Origin of the sequence: Citrobacter meridianamericanus (assembly GCF_041320245.1) — a bacterium.
Classification (GTDB): Bacteria; Pseudomonadota; Gammaproteobacteria; order Enterobacterales; family Enterobacteriaceae; genus Citrobacter; species Citrobacter meridianamericanus.
The window spans coordinates 36,486-51,775 of sequence record NZ_CP101036.1; the positions used below are offsets into that span (position 1 = coordinate 36,486).

Sequence of the window (15,290 nt, forward strand, 5' to 3'; positions counted from 1 at the left end):
TGAGCCAGATTGCATCAAATGAGTGATTTGCGTCTAATTACGCTGCATTTATGCGATATGGTTCACTTTGATTCATCTTTATGCTGATTTTTACAGCGAACTTTTTTACACTCCGGCGAATGAATCAGGAGGACAGGAGGTGAATTTGGATCCCCTACGCGAGGTCAGAAACCGGCTGCTCAACGGTTGGCAGCTGTCAAAACTGTATACCTTTGAAGTGGCGGCCCGGCATCAATCGTTTGCGTTGGCGGCAGATGAGTTATCGTTAAGCCCCAGCGCCGTTAGCCATCGCATTAATCAGCTGGAAGAGGAACTGGGCATTCAGTTGTTTGTCCGTTCGCACCGTAAAGTGGAACTCACCCACGAGGGTAAGCGGGTGTTCTGGGCGCTGAAATCGTCGCTGGATACGCTCAACCAAGAGATTCTTGATATTAAAAATCAGGAGCTGTCCGGGACGCTCACTGTCTACTCACGGCCCTCTATCGCTCAGTGCTGGCTGGTTCCGGCACTCGGCGACTTTACGCGTCGCTATCCGTCGATTTCTCTGACCGTGCTAACCGGAAACGACAACGTCAATCTGCAGCGCGCCGGTGTCGATCTGGCTATCTATTTTGACGATGCACCCTCTGCGCAGCTTACACACCACTTCCTGATGGATGAAGAGATCCTGCCGGTATGCAGCCCGGACTACGCTCGCCGCCATGACCTTACGGGTTCGCTGGTGAATTTGCCGCACTGCACCTTGCTGCACGACAGACAGGCATGGAGTAACGACTCAGGAACCGATGAGTGGCACAGTTGGGCACAACATTTTGCGGCGAATCTGCCGACATCGTCGGGGATTGGTTTCGATCGCTCTGATTTAGCGGTAATTGCCGCCATGAACCATATCGGCGTGGCGATGGGCCGAAAGCGGTTGGTTCAAAAACGTCTCGACAGCGGAGAACTGGTCGCGCCTTTTGGCGATAAGGCGCTGAAATGCCATCAGCATTACTACATCACCACATTGCCAGGCAGGCAATGGCCGAAAATTGAGGCATTTATCAGCTGGCTTCAGGAGCAGGTTAAATAAGCGGACTGCGAATATTTTTACGCGTTCTCACTACACGGAAAGTCAAAAAGCATGCTAAATACGTGATATCACTCCTGATGATTTGCGTAAGGACGACCGTGTTAAAGCCGATAGTTTCCCTTTTACTGTTAGCCAGCGCCACCGTGTGTGCCGCGCAACCTGCGCTGACGGCGGCGCAATATGCGCAGCAGCTTGGCGTTGGGATGGACGTAGACTGGGCACGCACCGATCGGGGTATCCGAGAATTTGATCCGCTGGTGGTGCGGGACTACAAGGCGAAAGGGTTGGCCCACGTACGCATTCGTGTGGCGGGAGAGCCCACAGAATCGCGGCTGATTCATCTGCGCAAGCTGGTAGAAGCCTGCGAGCAGTATGGCGTGATCCCGATCATTGCCTATCAGGCTGATGAATATAAAAAAGACCCCAGTGCCGGTAACGAAAAAGAGGTGGTTAACTGGTGGGTGGCGGTGGCGCATTATTTTGGTCAACGCTCGCCGTTGCTGGGTTTTGACCTGATATATGACCCCTCTGATAAGCTCTACCATAATCAGGCATCGCTCAATCGCGTGTATGACAAAACCATTCGAACCATCCATGCCATCGATCCACAGCGAATGATTTTTATCGCGCCGAAACTGCATGCCGCTCCGGAAGATTTGGCCAATCTAAAGCTGCCGCCGCAAAGTCAGAATACCGTGCTGGCCCAATGGCATATTTTTCCGTGGGGACCGATGAAAAATAACGGCAAATATCCGTGGACATCAGGGACTGTGGCAGAAAAGGCCGCCATTCGCGCGCGTATCAATACCGCCATTCATTGGCAGCAGAAAACAGGTCATCTCAGTTGGGTTGGAGGCTGGTCGCCAGGAGAGACCATCAGAAACCCGCCTTCTGCTTCGCAAATGGCGTTTGCACGCTTTATGGCGTGCGAGCTGAAAAAAGCGAAAATTCCCTATGCTATCAATGCGGATACGCAGTTCTATGATGGTGAGGAGGGGGCCTGGCGTCCGGCGCTGGAGCCGTTGCTGACGACGATGATCGCGCCAGAATGCGAAAAGCCCGGCGATATGCCGGGCCATCATACGCTTAAACCGCCTGTCCCTGATGCGATACGCGTGACGCCAGCGGAAGCCAGCAAACAAAAATCAACAGCCCCATAAGGGTCATCAGCAGACCCAGACTGGCTTGCCCGGTTTGCGGCAGCATGGCAGAGAACCATGCCAGCACGCCGGAACCAATGTTCTGTAATCCTCCAACCAGCGCGCCAGCCGTGCCTGCCAGGAACGGGAAAGGCTCCATTGCGCCGCTGGTTGCCAGAGGAAACAACATTCCGGCACCGAAGAAAAACAGTGCGGCAGGAACCAGCAGCGTCCAGACGTTCATCACGTCAAACAGCCCTGGGATCCACATCATTAAACCCGCTACCAGACAGCAGGTCACCGACTGCCACATTAGCGTCGAGAAACGCTTATTCTGACGACCGGCAAACCATGCACCGAAAAATGCCGCCGGGATGGGCAGAATAAACAGGATACTGACCACCATGCTGCTCAGACCGAGTCGTGCGCCCAACAACACCCCGGAGCAGGCCTCAAAGACCGCAACACCCGCCAGACCACCGATCAACATCAGCACGTAACAGGTGAAAGCGCTATTACCAAACAAGGTTTTGTAGCTGGCGATCAGTCGTGGACGCGGCGCACCCGCAGGGCGCGTTTCCGGCATCCAGCGTGCCATGCTAAACGTCACGCCCGCACACAGAATCAACAGGAAAATATAGCAGGCGCGCCAGTTCCACACTGTGTCCAGCACACCACCAATCAGCGGAGCTAACAGCGGACTGACCAGGATCCCCATGTTTAACAGACTATTGGCGTGGCGCAGTTGCGTGCCTTCGTACAGATCGCGCGGTAACGTTCGCGCCATCACACCGCCGACGCCCGTTCCCATCCCCTGGATGGCGCTGGCGATAATCAGTACCGTCAGGCTATGGGTGGTAATCGCGACAAGCGTGGCCAGCATAAAAATAGACATTCCGGCGAGGATCACCGGGCGGCGCCCTACGCGGTCAGAAAGGGGACCGTAAACCAGTTGCGACACGCCGTAGGTCAGCAGATAGGCGGCCATCACGCTTTGTACCGCCCCTTCGCGAACGTTCAGTTCACGCGCCATATCAGCAATCGCGGGGATATAAATGGTTTGCGCCATCTGACCTACCGCCACCAGTAATACCAACATCAACAACAAATTGACGCTTCTATGCCTTTTCATTTCGCTGATTACTTTTAAAAAAGAGAAAAAAGAAGAATAAGGTGCTGCACTTTCCCGTAAATGCGCGTGGAATCTACCACAACAGAAAAAGAAGGCCAGATAGTGGGCTGGAAAGTTTACGTGATAGACGGCAGGAAATGTAAACAAAAAGCGGCAACAAATGTTGCCGGATTGCATCGGGTTTACAACGCGATCATGATAAGCGGAGTAAAACTGCGCCTACAGCAATGCCTGCGGCTGCAACAAGACGTATTCCGGCAACCTTTTCTTTCAGCAGCAGCCACGCGAGCAGCGCGCCAAACAGGATCGACGTTTCACGCAGCGCAGCGACCACCGCCAGCGGAGCCTGGGTCATGGCCCACAGCGCCAGGCCGTAAGATCCCATCGTACCAATCCCGCCAAGAATACCTTTTTTCCACTGCTGTACCAGATAACGTGACGCTTCCCGGCGTCGGGCGAACATCGCCCAGCTCAGCAGGCAAGAGCCGTTCAGAAAGAAGGTCCATAGCGTGTAGCCCAGCGCGGTTTCTGAAAGCCTGACGCCAGTGCCATCAACCAGCGTATAACCGGCGATAAAGCAGGCGTTAACGAGCGCCAGGATAATCCCCCGTTGCGAACCGCTACGTCCGTTAAATGCCATCCCGAGAATAGCCAGACAGATGGTGGCAATCCCTACCCAGGCGAGTAACGAGAGGCTATCGCCAAGGAACAGGACGCTGATAATTGCGACCAGCAGCGGCGCTGTGCCGCGCATCAGAGGATAGGTCTGGCTCATATCTGAAACCTGATAGGTTTTAGCGACCAGAACGGTATAGACCACCTGTAATGCGGTTGAGACAGCTAAAAACGGCAGGCTGGCGGCAGAGGGTTGCGGCGCAAAGGGTAAACAAATCAGCGCCATAATCGCAGCGGTTCCGCTGACGCTGATAGCCGAGTACAGCTTGTCGTTTCCCGCTTTTACAATGGCATTCCAGCTGGCATGCAGCAGTGCGGCGAACAGCAAAATGCAGAAAACAGAAAGCGTCATAGTGGAATTCTTCCCTGAGAATGTCATAAAAACGTAACACATTGGTACGACACAAGCACCAGGGAGAAGGTGAAAGGGGAGCGGAGTGTTACCCGCCCCCCTTCGGTGCGACTTGAATCTGAGTTACTTAACGTATTTCAGAACAGCATCAAGGAGTTGCAGTGCTGCAACAATGAGTTTGAGGATAAGAATAGCGATATCCACGAGGCTCATACGCTCTCCTTTTGGTACAAGGAGCACGGTGCTGGCGTACCTCGCCGCTGCCTGTTGCCAGCACCTTTATTGACATAACACAGTGTGCTCACACGGGGTTAAGGCGCTGACGGCACCACCCGTTTCAGCCAGGACTTTGTTGCGCCGGTTTACTCTGCGGCCCCCGCATAACACATTGCGTACCGAGACATTATAGATAAATACTGTATAAATTAACAGTATTTTATGGACGTTATGCTATTCATGCTCCATACTCAAAACCATCAAAATTCGTGCCGAAATTGCGTGTTCTTCGCAGAACGCGTATACTTTTTTTGTTGACATAACACAGTGTGTTCGGCGGCTACCAACCGCGCCGCGCTGAAAAAAACCTCGCTCCGGCGGGGTTTTTTGTTTTTCAATTGGGCACAGCGAAATGTGATCTTTGACGCATTTTTGTGCAGATGAAAATTTTTCCATTGTCACACTGAAAAACCTGTGTTTGTATGAATCCAGTTAATCAACAAACAAACAGGTCCCTAATGAACCCTTCTATGCTGACTGCGACCCTACTAAAAACTGCGCCATCTCGCGCAGCGGTCGTCGTGCGTGTGGTGGTGGTCGTCGGCAATGCGCCGTAGGGTCCGGAACAACACACGATTCCAAAACCCCGCCGGCGCAAACCGGGCGGGGTTTTTCGTTTCAGAGACCTGCCCGGAGCAAAGGCCCAGAATAAAAGGACTGGAGCATGGCAAGTTCGGGCATAACATCCAAGCGTACGCGTTTTACGGGCGCAGAATTCATCGTTCATTTCCTGGAGCGCCAGGGGATTCAGGTCGTCACCGGTATTCCAGGCGGCTCGATTCTTCCCGTTTATGACGCCTTAAGCCAAAGTACGCAAATCCGTCATATCCTGGCGCGCCACGAGCAGGGCGCGGGGTTTATCGCGCAGGGGATGGCGAGAACCGATGGCAAGCCCGCCGTCTGTATGGCTTGTAGCGGACCGGGCGCAACCAACCTGGTGACTGCCATTGCCGACGCGCGTCTGGATTCCATCCCGCTGGTGTGTATCACCGGACAGGTTCCGGCCTCAATGATTGGCACTGACGCCTTCCAGGAAGTTGACACCTACGGCATCTCTATCCCCATCACCAAGCACAACTATCTGGTCCGTCATATCAATGAATTACCGCAGGTCATGAGCGATGCGTTCCGCATTGCGCAGTCCGGACGCCCAGGCCCGGTGTGGATAGACATTCCTAAGGATATTCAAACCGCTGTTTTTGACATTGAAGAAATGCCGGAGCCTGCGCAGAAAATGGCGGCGCCGGAATTCAGCCAGGACAGTATTCGTGATGCTGCAGCTATGATTAACGCCGCCAAACGCCCGGTGCTGTACCTCGGCGGCGGCGTGATTAACGCGCCGGGGCGCGTTCGTGAGCTGGCCGAAAAAGCAAAATTGCCTACCACCATGACGTTGATGGCGCTCGGCATGTTGCCAAAAGCGCATCCGCTGTCGTTAGGCATGCTGGGTATGCACGGCGCGCGCAGCACTAATTTTATTCTGCAAGAGTCTGATTTACTGATTGTTCTTGGCGCACGTTTTGATGACCGGGCGATTGGTAAAACCGAACAGTTCTGCCCGAATGCCAAAATCATCCACGTAGATATTGACCGCGCAGAGTTGGGTAAAATCAAACAGCCGCACGTGGCGATCCAGGCGGATGTCGATGAGGTTCTGGCGCAATTGATCCCATTGATTGAAGCGCAACCGCGTGAAGAGTGGCATCAGCTGGTGTCTGACCTGCAGCAAGAATTTCCATGCACGATCCCGCAGGAAAAAAATCCGCTCAGCCATTACGGGCTGATTAACGCCGTTGCCGCCTGCGTGGACGACAGCGCGATCATTACCACCGACGTCGGTCAGCATCAGATGTGGGCGGCGCAGGCTTATCCGCTGAACCGCCCACGTCAGTGGCTGACCTCCGGCGGTCTGGGAACCATGGGCTTTGGCCTGCCAGCGGCGATTGGCGCGGCGCTGGCGAACCCGGATAAAAAAGTGCTGTGCTTCTCTGGTGACGGCAGCCTGATGATGAACATTCAGGAAATGGCGACAGCCAGCGAAAATCAGCTGGATATTAAAATCATTCTGATGAATAACGAAGCGTTGGGTCTGGTGTATCAGCAGCAGAGCCTGTTTTATAAGCAGGGCGTTTTTGCCGCCACCTATCCGGGAATGATTAACTTTATGCAGATTGCCGCCGGGTTTGGGCTCGAAACCTGCGATTTGAATAACGAAGCGGACCCACAGGCAGCATTGCAGGCCATTATCAATCGTCCCGGCCCGGCGCTGATCCACGTACGCATCGATGCCGATGAAAAAGTATACCCGATGGTGCCGCCGGGTGCGGCAAACACAGAGATGGTGGGGGAATAAGCCATGCAACAGCAGACTCATGACAACGTAATCCTGGAACTCACCGTGCGTAACCACCCCGGCGTAATGACTCACGTTTGCGGCCTGTTCGCCCGTCGCGCGTTCAACGTGGAAGGCATTCTCTGTCTACCGATTCAGGGCAGCGATAAAAGCCGCATCTGGCTATTGGTCAACGACGATCAACGTCTGGAGCAGATGATAAGCCAGATCGACAAGCTGGAAGATGTGGTGAAGGTGACCCGCAACCAGTCTGACCCGTCGATGTTTAACAAAATCACGGTTTTCTTTGAGTGAGTTAGTCGCCGTCTGAGTCCGGAGTGATGACTTTGACAGAGCCGTTCCGGCAGTGGGTTGCGTAATCTGCCGGTAACGGACGATCGCTTATCAGTACATCAAAAGTGGAGAGCGGACCAATGCTGGCGGGGGCGACCTCATCAAACAGGGCGTGGCGCGTCAGTAGAATTTTGCGTAATCCGCGTTCCATCGCTTTGCGTTTGGTGGCCAGATCGTCCGGGTTGAACCAGCTAACGCCGAAATGTTCATGGACGCCGCTGGCGGAGATGAATACTTTTCGTGGGTTGAGCGCATCCAGCGGAGAGGGGTTGCTGGTATCGTAAAAGGCGTCACTTTTCGCCCGATAGGTGCCTCCGCAAAGAATCACCGTGGCATTGGGTTTTTCATTCAGCGCCACGAATACCCGGTGCGAGTAGCAAATTCCGGTAAAGGAAATATCATCCGGGATCATGCTGACGACTAATGGCATTTCCGCACCATTATCAAAAAAGACCAGATCGTTTTCACTTACCAGTCCCGCGGCCAGAATGGCAACCGGTAAGTCGTCGCGATGATACTGTTTTTGCGCAGGCACTGGGGCATTAACGTTGGCGGCGGGCTTGTTCACCATCACAATGTAACCACCGAGCAGCGTAAGCGGTAACGGCTCGTCATCCTGGCTGAGATCCCGACGAATGGTCATCACGGAAACCTCCAGCATTCGCGCCGCCTCTTTCAGATGGATTCTGTCGGTCTTCTTCAACAATTCCATCAGACGTCGAATACGTTCTTTTTGCTTGGTTTCCATGCATACTCTCCACGAATCATGTTCTCATGTTCCTTCAGTAACATTTGTGTGTTTCTGAGAACATGACATTGCTGCATTACTATACGTCTGACTATTGTGAAATAAAAGCGTGTTTTTTCACGTTTTATTGATTACATGCAGCTTATTTTTAGCCAATTGTAAGCAAGTTAATCATTTTGAATGTGATAGAAGTGCAACACTTAGCGGAATAAATAAACAATAAAATGATCCTCCAATCGCGATCCTAGTCACAAATGATACGAAAGTAACATGATAATGTTATTTTAATATCATTGTTGTGTGATTGTTTCTGAGAGGTAGTAAAATGGATATCGCGGTTATTGGCTCCAACATGGTGGATCTCATCACCTACATCAACCAGATGCCCAAAGAAGGGGAAACGCTGGAAGCGCCCGCGTTCAAAATTGGTTGTGGCGGTAAAGGGGCAAATCAGGCCGTTGCGGCCGCTAAGCTCAATTCCAAAGTACTGATGCTGACGAAAGTTGGTGATGATATTTTTGCGGATAACACCATTCGTAATCTCGAATCCTGGGGGATTAATACGACCTATGTCGAAAAGGTACCTTGTACCAGTAGCGGCGTTGCGCCGATCTTTGTTAATGCAAATTCCAGCAACAGCATTCTGATCATCAAAGGCGCCAACAAATTTCTCTCTCCGGAGGATATCGATCGCGCCGCTGAAGATCTGAAAAAGTGTCAACTTATTGTCCTGCAGCTTGAAGTTCAGTTGGAAACGGTTTATCACGCGATTGAATTTGGTAAAAAACACGGTATTGAAGTGTTACTAAATCCCGCGCCAGCATTACGGGAATTAGATATGTCTTATGCCTGTAAATGCGATTTCTTCGTGCCGAATGAAACCGAGCTTGAAATATTAACCGGTATGCCGGTGGATACCTATGACCATATTCGTGCTGCGGCACGTTCGCTGGTTGATAAAGGTCTGAACAATATTATCGTCACCATGGGTGAGAAAGGTGCACTGTGGATGACGCGTGACCAGGAAGTCCATGTGCCGGCCTTTAAAGTGAACGCTGTCGATACCAGTGGCGCAGGTGACGCTTTTATCGGTTGTTTTGCCCACTATTACGTTCAAAGCGGTGATGTCGAAGCCGCCATGAAAAAAGCCGTTCTCTTCGCTGCATTTAGCGTTACCGGGAAAGGCACTCAATCATCTTATCCAAGCATCGAACAATTTAATGAGTTTCTTACCTTAAACGAATAATACTCCTGCATTGTAAAAGGTAGCACTATGAACGATAAAAACATCATTCAGATGCCTGACGGCTATCTGAATAAGACACCTCTGTTCCAGTTTATTTTGTTATCCTGTTTATTCCCATTATGGGGATGCGCAGCCGCATTAAATGATATTCTGATTACGCAATTCAAAAGCGTATTTTCACTCAGCAACTTTGCTTCGGCATTAGTGCAGAGTGCCTTTTATGGCGGGTATTTTTTAATTGCGATTCCAGCATCATTGGTGATTAAAAAGACCAGCTATAAAATCGCCATCTTAATGGGACTGACGCTTTATATTGTTGGCTGTACGCTCTTTTTCCCGGCATCGCACATGGCCACCTACACCATGTTCCTCGCGGCAATTTTTGCGATTGCGATTGGCCTGAGCTTCCTGGAAACGGCAGCTAATACTTACAGCTCCATGATAGGCCCAAAAGCGTATGCCACCTTGCGCCTGAATATCAGCCAGACCTTTTACCCCATTGGCGCAGCTGCCGGTATTCTGCTGGGCAAATATCTGGTCTTCTCTGAAGGTGAGAGTCTGGAAAAACAGATGGCTGGGATGAACGCGGAACAGATCCACAACTTTAAAGTGTTGATGCTGGAAAATACCCTTGAACCTTACAAGTACATGATTATGGTGCTGGTTGTGGTGATGGTGTTGTTCCTGCTGACCCGCTTCCCGACCTGCAAAGTCGCGCAAACGGCGAGTCATAAGCGCCCGTCAGCGATGGACACGCTGCGTTATCTGGCCAGCAATGCCCGTTTCCGCCGTGGGATTGTGGCGCAGTTCCTGTATGTGGGGATGCAGGTTGCGGTGTGGTCATTCACTATCCGTCTGGCACTGGAATTGGGTGATATCAACGAGCGTGACGCTTCAACCTTCATGGTCTATAGCTTTGCCTGCTTCTTTATCGGCAAGTTTATCGCCAACATATTGATGACGCGCTTTAATCCGGAAAAAGTGCTGATCTTCTACTCCATCATTGGCGCACTGTTTCTCATCTATGTTGCGCTGGCGCCCAGCTTCAGTGCCGTGTACGTCGCCGTGCTGGTGAGCGTCCTGTTTGGACCCTGTTGGGCGACAATCTACGCCGGTACGCTGGATACCGTGGATAACGAGCATACTGAAATGGCGGGAGCTGTGATTGTCATGGCAATTGTCGGTGCTGCGGTAGTTCCGGCAATTCAGGGCTATGTGGCCGATATGTTCCACTCGCTGCAACTCTCGTTCCTGGTCTCCATGTTGTGCTTCGTGTACGTCGGAATCTACTTCTGGCGTGAGAGCAAAGTACGCAACAATCTGGCTGAAGCGACGGTTTCCTGAGGAGAACGATCATGACAACACGTATCACGCTGTGGCGGGAACTCTTTACCGAGCATCCGCGAATCTTACTGAAAAATAGCGATTTCACGGTTACCGCGTTTCGTTATGCCAGCGGTGTGGAAGGGCTGAAGGTAGAAAACAGTCGTGGACATCTGGTTATTCTGCCCTGGATGGGGCAGATGATCTGGGATGCTCAGTTTGACGGGCATGATCTGACCATGCGCAACATGTTTATTCAGCCAAAACCGGCTGCAGAAGTGGTCGCGACCTACGGCTGCTTTGCTTTCCACTCGGGGTTATTGGCTAATGGCTGCCCGTCGCCAGAAGATTCTCACCCGCTGCATGGTGAAATGGCCTGTGCCGCGATGGATGAGGCCTGGCTGGAACTGGAAGGCGAGAATTTGCGCGTAAGCGGACGCTACGAGTATGTGATGGGGTTCGGTCATCATTATCAGGCGCATCCGGCGGTGGTCATGCGCAAGGCGAGCGCGCTGTTTGATATTCAGATGGCGGTCACTAACCTCGCCTCAGTGGCAATGCCGTTGCAGTACATGTGCCATATGAACTATGCCTACGTCCCGGAAGCGACCTTCAGCCAGAATATCCCGGATGAAGCCATAACGCTGCGTGAGTCGGTACCCGCACATGTTAAGCCTACAGAGCAGTGGCTGGCGTTTAATCAGCGAATTATTCAGGGTGAGGCCTCGCTGGCGCGCCTTAATGAACCCGATTTTTACGATCCGGAAATCGTTTTCTTCGCTGACCAACTGGACAGATACACGGATAAGCCTGAATTTAGCATGATCGCACCTGATGGCACCACGTTCGTGACGCGTTTCTCCAGCGCGGAGCTGAATTATGTCACCCGTTGGATCCTTTATAACGGCGATCAGCAGGTGGCAGCCTTCGCACTACCCGCGACCTGTCGCCCTGAAGGCTTCCTGGCGGCGGAACGAAACGGGACGTTGATTCAGATAGAACCGAAACACACCCGCACATTTACCGTCACAACGGGCATAGCCTGATCGCTCAAGGCTTGAACAGCAAAGCACTTATCGTTAAGGTAAGCGCTTTTGCCGGATGGCGGTATTAATGCCTTATCCGGCCTACAACGGCACCCGCCCGTAGGCCTGATAAGCGCAGCGCCATCAGGCATGTCTTAGCGCCAGGATGAACCCATGATCACCGTTGCCCTTATCGACGACCACACTATCGTCCGCTCCGGCTTTGCCCAACTGCTCGGTCTGGAGCCTGATTTGCAGGTTGTGGCTGAGTTTGGCTCAGGCAGCGAGGCGCTGGCGGGATTACCGGGGCGCGGCGTGCAGGTCTGTATCTGTGATATCTCGATGCCAGACATCTCCGGCCTTGAACTGTTAAGCCAGTTGCCAAAGGGAATGGCGATTATCATGCTCTCTGTCCATGACAGTCCAGCGCTGGTGGAGCAGGCGCTCAACGCGGGCGCGCGTGGTTTCCTTTCCAAACGCTGTAGCCCGGATGAGCTGATCGCGGCGGTGCATACCGTGGCGACCGGCGGCTGTTATTTGACGCCTGACATCGCCGTCAAGCTGGCGGCCGGTCGTCAGGATCCGCTGACTAAACGCGAACGTCAGGTGGCGGAAAAACTGGCGCAAGGCATGGCGGTCAAAGAAATTGCCGCCGAACTAGGCCTGTCGCCGAAAACGGTGCACGTCCACCGCGCCAACCTGATGGAAAAGCTGGGTGTCAGCAACGACGTCGAACTGGCCCGCCGGATGTTTGACGGCTGGTAATGAACACGCTCTGTTCCCGGGTAATCACCGTTGTTGCCTGCTTCTTTATCTTCTCTGCCGCGTGGTTCTGCCTGTGGAGCATCAGCCTGCATCTGGTTGAGCGCCCGGAGCTGGCGGTTCTGTTGTTTCCATTTGGCCTGCGTCTGGGGCTGATGCTGCAATGTCCGCGCGGCTACTGGCCGGTGTTGCTGGGTGCGGAATGGCTGCTTCTTTTCTGGCTGACGCAGGAAGTGGCGCTAGAACATTTGCCCCTTTTGATGATCGGTAGCTTCCTCACGCTGCTGCCGGTGACGCTGATCTCCCGTTATCGCCATCAGCGCGACTGGCGTACCTTGCTGTTGCAGGGCGCGGCGCTGACGGCGGCGGCGCTGTTACAGTCGCTGCCGTGGCTGGGGCAGGGGGAAGCTGCGTGGAATGCACTGCTGCTGACTCTCACCGGTGGATTAACGCTGGCCCCAATTTGCCTGGTGTTCTGGCACTATCTGACCAGTACAACCTGGCTGCCACTCGGCCCGGCGGTGGTGTCTCAGCCGGTGAACTGGCGCGGGCGGCATCTGGTCTGGTATCTACTGCTGTTTAGCATCAGCCTGTGGCTCCAGCTGGGATTACCCGCCGAGCTTTCGCGCTTTACGCCGTTCTGCCTTGCCTTACCAATCATCGCATTGGCCTGGCACTACGGCTGGCAGGGGGCACTGATTGCGACGTTGATGAACGCCATTGCGCTGATTGCCAGCCAGACCTGGCACGATCACCCCGTTGATTTACTGCTCTCGCTGTTGGCGCAAAGCCTGACCGGGTTGCTGCTCGGCGCAGGGATCCAACGCCTGCGCGAGCTGAATCAGTCGCTGCAAAACGAGTTAGCGCGTAACCATCGGTTGGCTGAACGCCTGCTGGAGACCGAAGAGAGCGTGCGTCGCGACGTGGCGCGCGAGCTGCACGATGATATCGGCCAAACCATCACCGCCATTCGTACGCAAGCGGGCATCGTCCAGCGCCTGGCTCCGGAGAATGCGGGCGTGAAGCAGAGCGGGAAGCATATTGAACAGCTCTCGCTGGGTGTCTACGACTCGGTGCGCCGCCTTCTGGGTCGTCTGCGTCCTCGCCAACTGGATGATCTCACGCTGGAGCAGGCCATCCGCTCATTGATGCGTGAAATGGAGCTGGAAAGCCGCGGCATCGTCAGCCATCTTGACTGGCATATTGATGAATCGGCTCTCAGCGAAAGCCAGCGCGTGACGCTGTTCCGCGTCTGCCAGGAAGGGTTGAACAATATTGTGAAGCACGCCAACGCCAGCGCGGTGACGTTACAAGGCTGGCAACAAGATGAGCGGCTGATGTTGGTGATTGAGGACGACGGCAGCGGCCTGCCACCGGGGTCGAATCAGCAGGGATTTGGCCTGACCGGAATGCGTGAACGCATTACCGCCCTCGGGGGGGCGTTGTCGATTTCCTGCACCCACGGCACGCGGGTCAGCGTGTCACTGCCTCAACGTTATGTGTAAGGAGCGGCCATGTTTGCGTTTTTAAAAGCTCCGGCCAACGCGCCGCTCATTACCGATAAACACGAGGTGGATACCCGCTATCGCTACTGGCGGCGGCATATTCTGATCACCATCTGGCTCGGCTACGCGCTGTTCTATTTCACACGCAAGAGTTTCAACGCCGCCGTGCCGGATATCCTCACCAGCGGCGTGCTGACCCGCAGCGACATTGGCCTGCTGGCCACGCTGTTTTACATCACCTACGGGCTGTCGAAGTTTGTGTCGGGTATCGTCAGCGACCGCTCCAACGCCCGCTATTTTATGGGGATAGGGCTGATTGCTACCGGGGTGGTGAACATTCTGTTTGGCTTCTCCACCTCGCTATGGGCCTTTGCGGTGCTGTGGGCGCTCAATGCGTTCTTCCAGGGCTGGGGGTCGCCGGTTTGCGCGCGTTTATTGACCGCGTGGTATTCGCGTACCGAACGCGGCGGCTGGTGGGCGCTGTGGAATACCGCACATAATGTTGGTGGAGCATTAATCCCAATGGTGATGGCGGCAGCCGCACTGCATTATGGCTGGCGTGCCGGGATGATGATTGCCGGGATGGTGGCGATTGTGGTCGGTATTTTCCTCTGCTGGCGGCTGCGCGACAGACCACAGGCGATTGGTCTGCCGCCGATTGGCGACTGGCGGCATGATGAGCTGGAAATCGCCCAGCAGCAGGAAGGCGCAGGCCTGAGCCGCAAAGAGATCCTCACCAAATACGTGCTGCTGAACCCGTATATCTGGCTGCTTTCGCTGTGTTACGTGCTGGTGTACGTGGTGCGTGCGGCGATCAATGACTGGGGCAATCTGTACATGTCGGAGACGCTGGGCGTTGATCTGGTGACCGCCAATACTGCCGTGACGATGTTCGAACTGGGCGGATTTATCGGCGCGCTGGTGGCGGGCTGGGGATCGGATAAACTGTTCAACGGCAACCGTGGCCCAATGAACTTGATCTTCGCCGCCGGGATTTTGCTCTCGGTGGGCTCGCTGTGGCTGATGCCGTTTGCCAGTTACGTGATGCAGGCGGCGTGCTTCTTCACCACCGGATTCTTCGTTTTCGGCCCGCAAATGCTGATCGGCATGGCGGCGGCGGAGTGCTCGCACAAAGAGGCCGCAGGCGCGGCGACCGGGTTTGTCGGACTGTTTGCTTATCTGGGCGCGTCGCTTTCCGGATGGCCGCTGGCTAAGGTAATGGAAGTCTGGCACTGGACCGGATTTTTCGTGGTGATTGCCATTGCGGCGGGGATTTCCGCGCTGCTGTTGCTGCCTTTTTTAAACGCCCAGGCGCCGCGCGACGTCAGCGAAGCGTGATGCACCTCACC

Annotated in this window: 15 protein-coding genes; 11 read left to right on the plus strand and 4 right to left on the minus strand. The window is 54.0% G+C overall.

Annotation, left to right across the window (positions count from 1 at the left end; all coding sequences use genetic code 11):
- Positions 1 to 145: 145 nt before the first annotated feature.
- Both dsdC and NMD08_RS00165 read left to right on the plus strand, forming a co-directional pair.
- Positions 146 to 1,072 carry a DNA-binding transcriptional regulator DsdC gene (gene dsdC / locus NMD08_RS00160; RefSeq protein ID WP_370620230.1) on the plus strand — a complete coding sequence of 309 codons (927 nt, stop codon included), beginning with the start codon at positions 146 to 148 and terminating at the stop codon, positions 1,070 to 1,072.
- Positions 1,073 to 1,149: 77 nt separating this feature from the next.
- On the plus strand, positions 1,150 to 2,232 hold the full coding sequence (locus tag NMD08_RS00165; RefSeq protein WP_252838595.1) for a cellulase family glycosylhydrolase: 1,083 nt from the start codon (positions 1,150 to 1,152) through the stop codon (positions 2,230 to 2,232).
- Here the strand turns inward: NMD08_RS00165 and emrD are convergent.
- The 3 genes from emrD to tisB all read right to left on the minus strand — a co-directional run bounded on the left by emrD (position 2,159) and on the right by tisB (position 4,583).
- Entirely contained in the window at positions 2,159 to 3,343 is a 1,185-nt protein-coding gene (gene emrD, locus NMD08_RS00170) for a multidrug efflux MFS transporter EmrD (protein ID WP_151217108.1), read from the minus strand. The genes NMD08_RS00165 and emrD overlap by 74 nt on opposite strands.
- A gap of 193 nt (positions 3,344 to 3,536) precedes the next feature.
- Positions 3,537 to 4,370 (minus strand): DMT family transporter, encoded by an 834-nt coding sequence (locus NMD08_RS00175; RefSeq protein ID WP_151217106.1) that lies wholly within the window; start codon positions 4,368 to 4,370, stop codon positions 3,537 to 3,539.
- A 123-nt stretch (positions 4,371 to 4,493) separates the two neighbouring features.
- Positions 4,494 to 4,583, minus strand: coding sequence for a type I toxin-antitoxin system toxin TisB (gene tisB, locus NMD08_RS00180; protein ID WP_003023909.1), 90 nt, complete (start codon positions 4,581 to 4,583; stop codon positions 4,494 to 4,496).
- A gap of 521 nt (positions 4,584 to 5,104) precedes the next feature.
- Here tisB and ivbL point away from each other — a divergent pair.
- The 3 genes from ivbL to ilvN all read left to right on the plus strand — a co-directional run bounded on the left by ivbL (position 5,105) and on the right by ilvN (position 7,293).
- Entirely contained in the window at positions 5,105 to 5,203 is a 99-nt protein-coding gene (ivbL, locus tag NMD08_RS00185; RefSeq protein ID WP_003827118.1) for an ilvB operon leader peptide IvbL, read from the plus strand.
- A gap of 107 nt (positions 5,204 to 5,310) precedes the next feature.
- Positions 5,311 to 6,999, plus strand: a complete 1,689-nt coding sequence (ilvB, locus tag NMD08_RS00190) for an acetolactate synthase large subunit (protein WP_187253912.1) — start codon at positions 5,311 to 5,313, stop codon at positions 6,997 to 6,999.
- A gap of 3 nt (positions 7,000 to 7,002) precedes the next feature.
- Positions 7,003 to 7,293 (plus strand): acetolactate synthase small subunit, encoded by a 291-nt coding sequence (ilvN, locus tag NMD08_RS00195; RefSeq protein ID WP_151224031.1) that lies wholly within the window; start codon positions 7,003 to 7,005, stop codon positions 7,291 to 7,293.
- A 1-nt stretch (position 7,294) separates the two neighbouring features.
- On the opposite strand, the gene NMD08_RS00200 is transcribed toward ilvN, so the two are convergent.
- Positions 7,295 to 8,080: a DeoR family transcriptional regulator gene (locus tag NMD08_RS00200; protein WP_151224030.1), complete on the minus strand. Its 786-nt coding sequence runs from the start codon at positions 8,078 to 8,080 to the stop codon at positions 7,295 to 7,297.
- Between the two features lie 325 nt (positions 8,081 to 8,405).
- Between NMD08_RS00200 and rbsK the strand changes: the two genes are divergently transcribed.
- The 6 genes from rbsK (at position 8,406) to NMD08_RS00230 (ending at position 15,279) form a co-directional block, all read left to right on the plus strand.
- On the plus strand, positions 8,406 to 9,326 hold the full coding sequence (gene rbsK / locus NMD08_RS00205) for a ribokinase (RefSeq protein WP_003844463.1): 921 nt from the start codon (positions 8,406 to 8,408) through the stop codon (positions 9,324 to 9,326).
- A 27-nt stretch (positions 9,327 to 9,353) separates the two neighbouring features.
- Positions 9,354 to 10,670, plus strand: a complete 1,317-nt coding sequence (gene fucP / locus NMD08_RS00210) for an L-fucose:H+ symporter permease (RefSeq protein ID WP_286539191.1) — start codon at positions 9,354 to 9,356, stop codon at positions 10,668 to 10,670.
- 11 nt (positions 10,671 to 10,681) lie between these two features.
- Positions 10,682 to 11,695 (plus strand): aldose 1-epimerase family protein, encoded by a 1,014-nt coding sequence (locus NMD08_RS00215; RefSeq protein ID WP_286539193.1) that lies wholly within the window; start codon positions 10,682 to 10,684, stop codon positions 11,693 to 11,695.
- A 153-nt stretch (positions 11,696 to 11,848) separates the two neighbouring features.
- A complete protein-coding gene (gene uhpA / locus NMD08_RS00220) occupies positions 11,849 to 12,439 on the plus strand; it encodes a transcriptional regulator UhpA (RefSeq protein ID WP_151217095.1) in 591 nt (196 codons plus the stop codon).
- The gene (gene uhpB, locus NMD08_RS00225) at positions 12,439 to 13,941 is read left to right on the plus strand and encodes a signal transduction histidine-protein kinase/phosphatase UhpB (RefSeq protein WP_286539196.1); all 1,503 of its coding nucleotides are present in this window, start codon (positions 12,439 to 12,441) and stop codon (positions 13,939 to 13,941) included. The genes uhpA and uhpB overlap by 1 nt, the downstream gene beginning before the upstream one ends.
- Before the next feature lie 9 nt (positions 13,942 to 13,950).
- On the plus strand, positions 13,951 to 15,279 hold the full coding sequence (locus NMD08_RS00230; protein ID WP_151217093.1) for an MFS transporter: 1,329 nt from the start codon (positions 13,951 to 13,953) through the stop codon (positions 15,277 to 15,279).
- Positions 15,280 to 15,290: the final 11 nt, after the last annotated feature.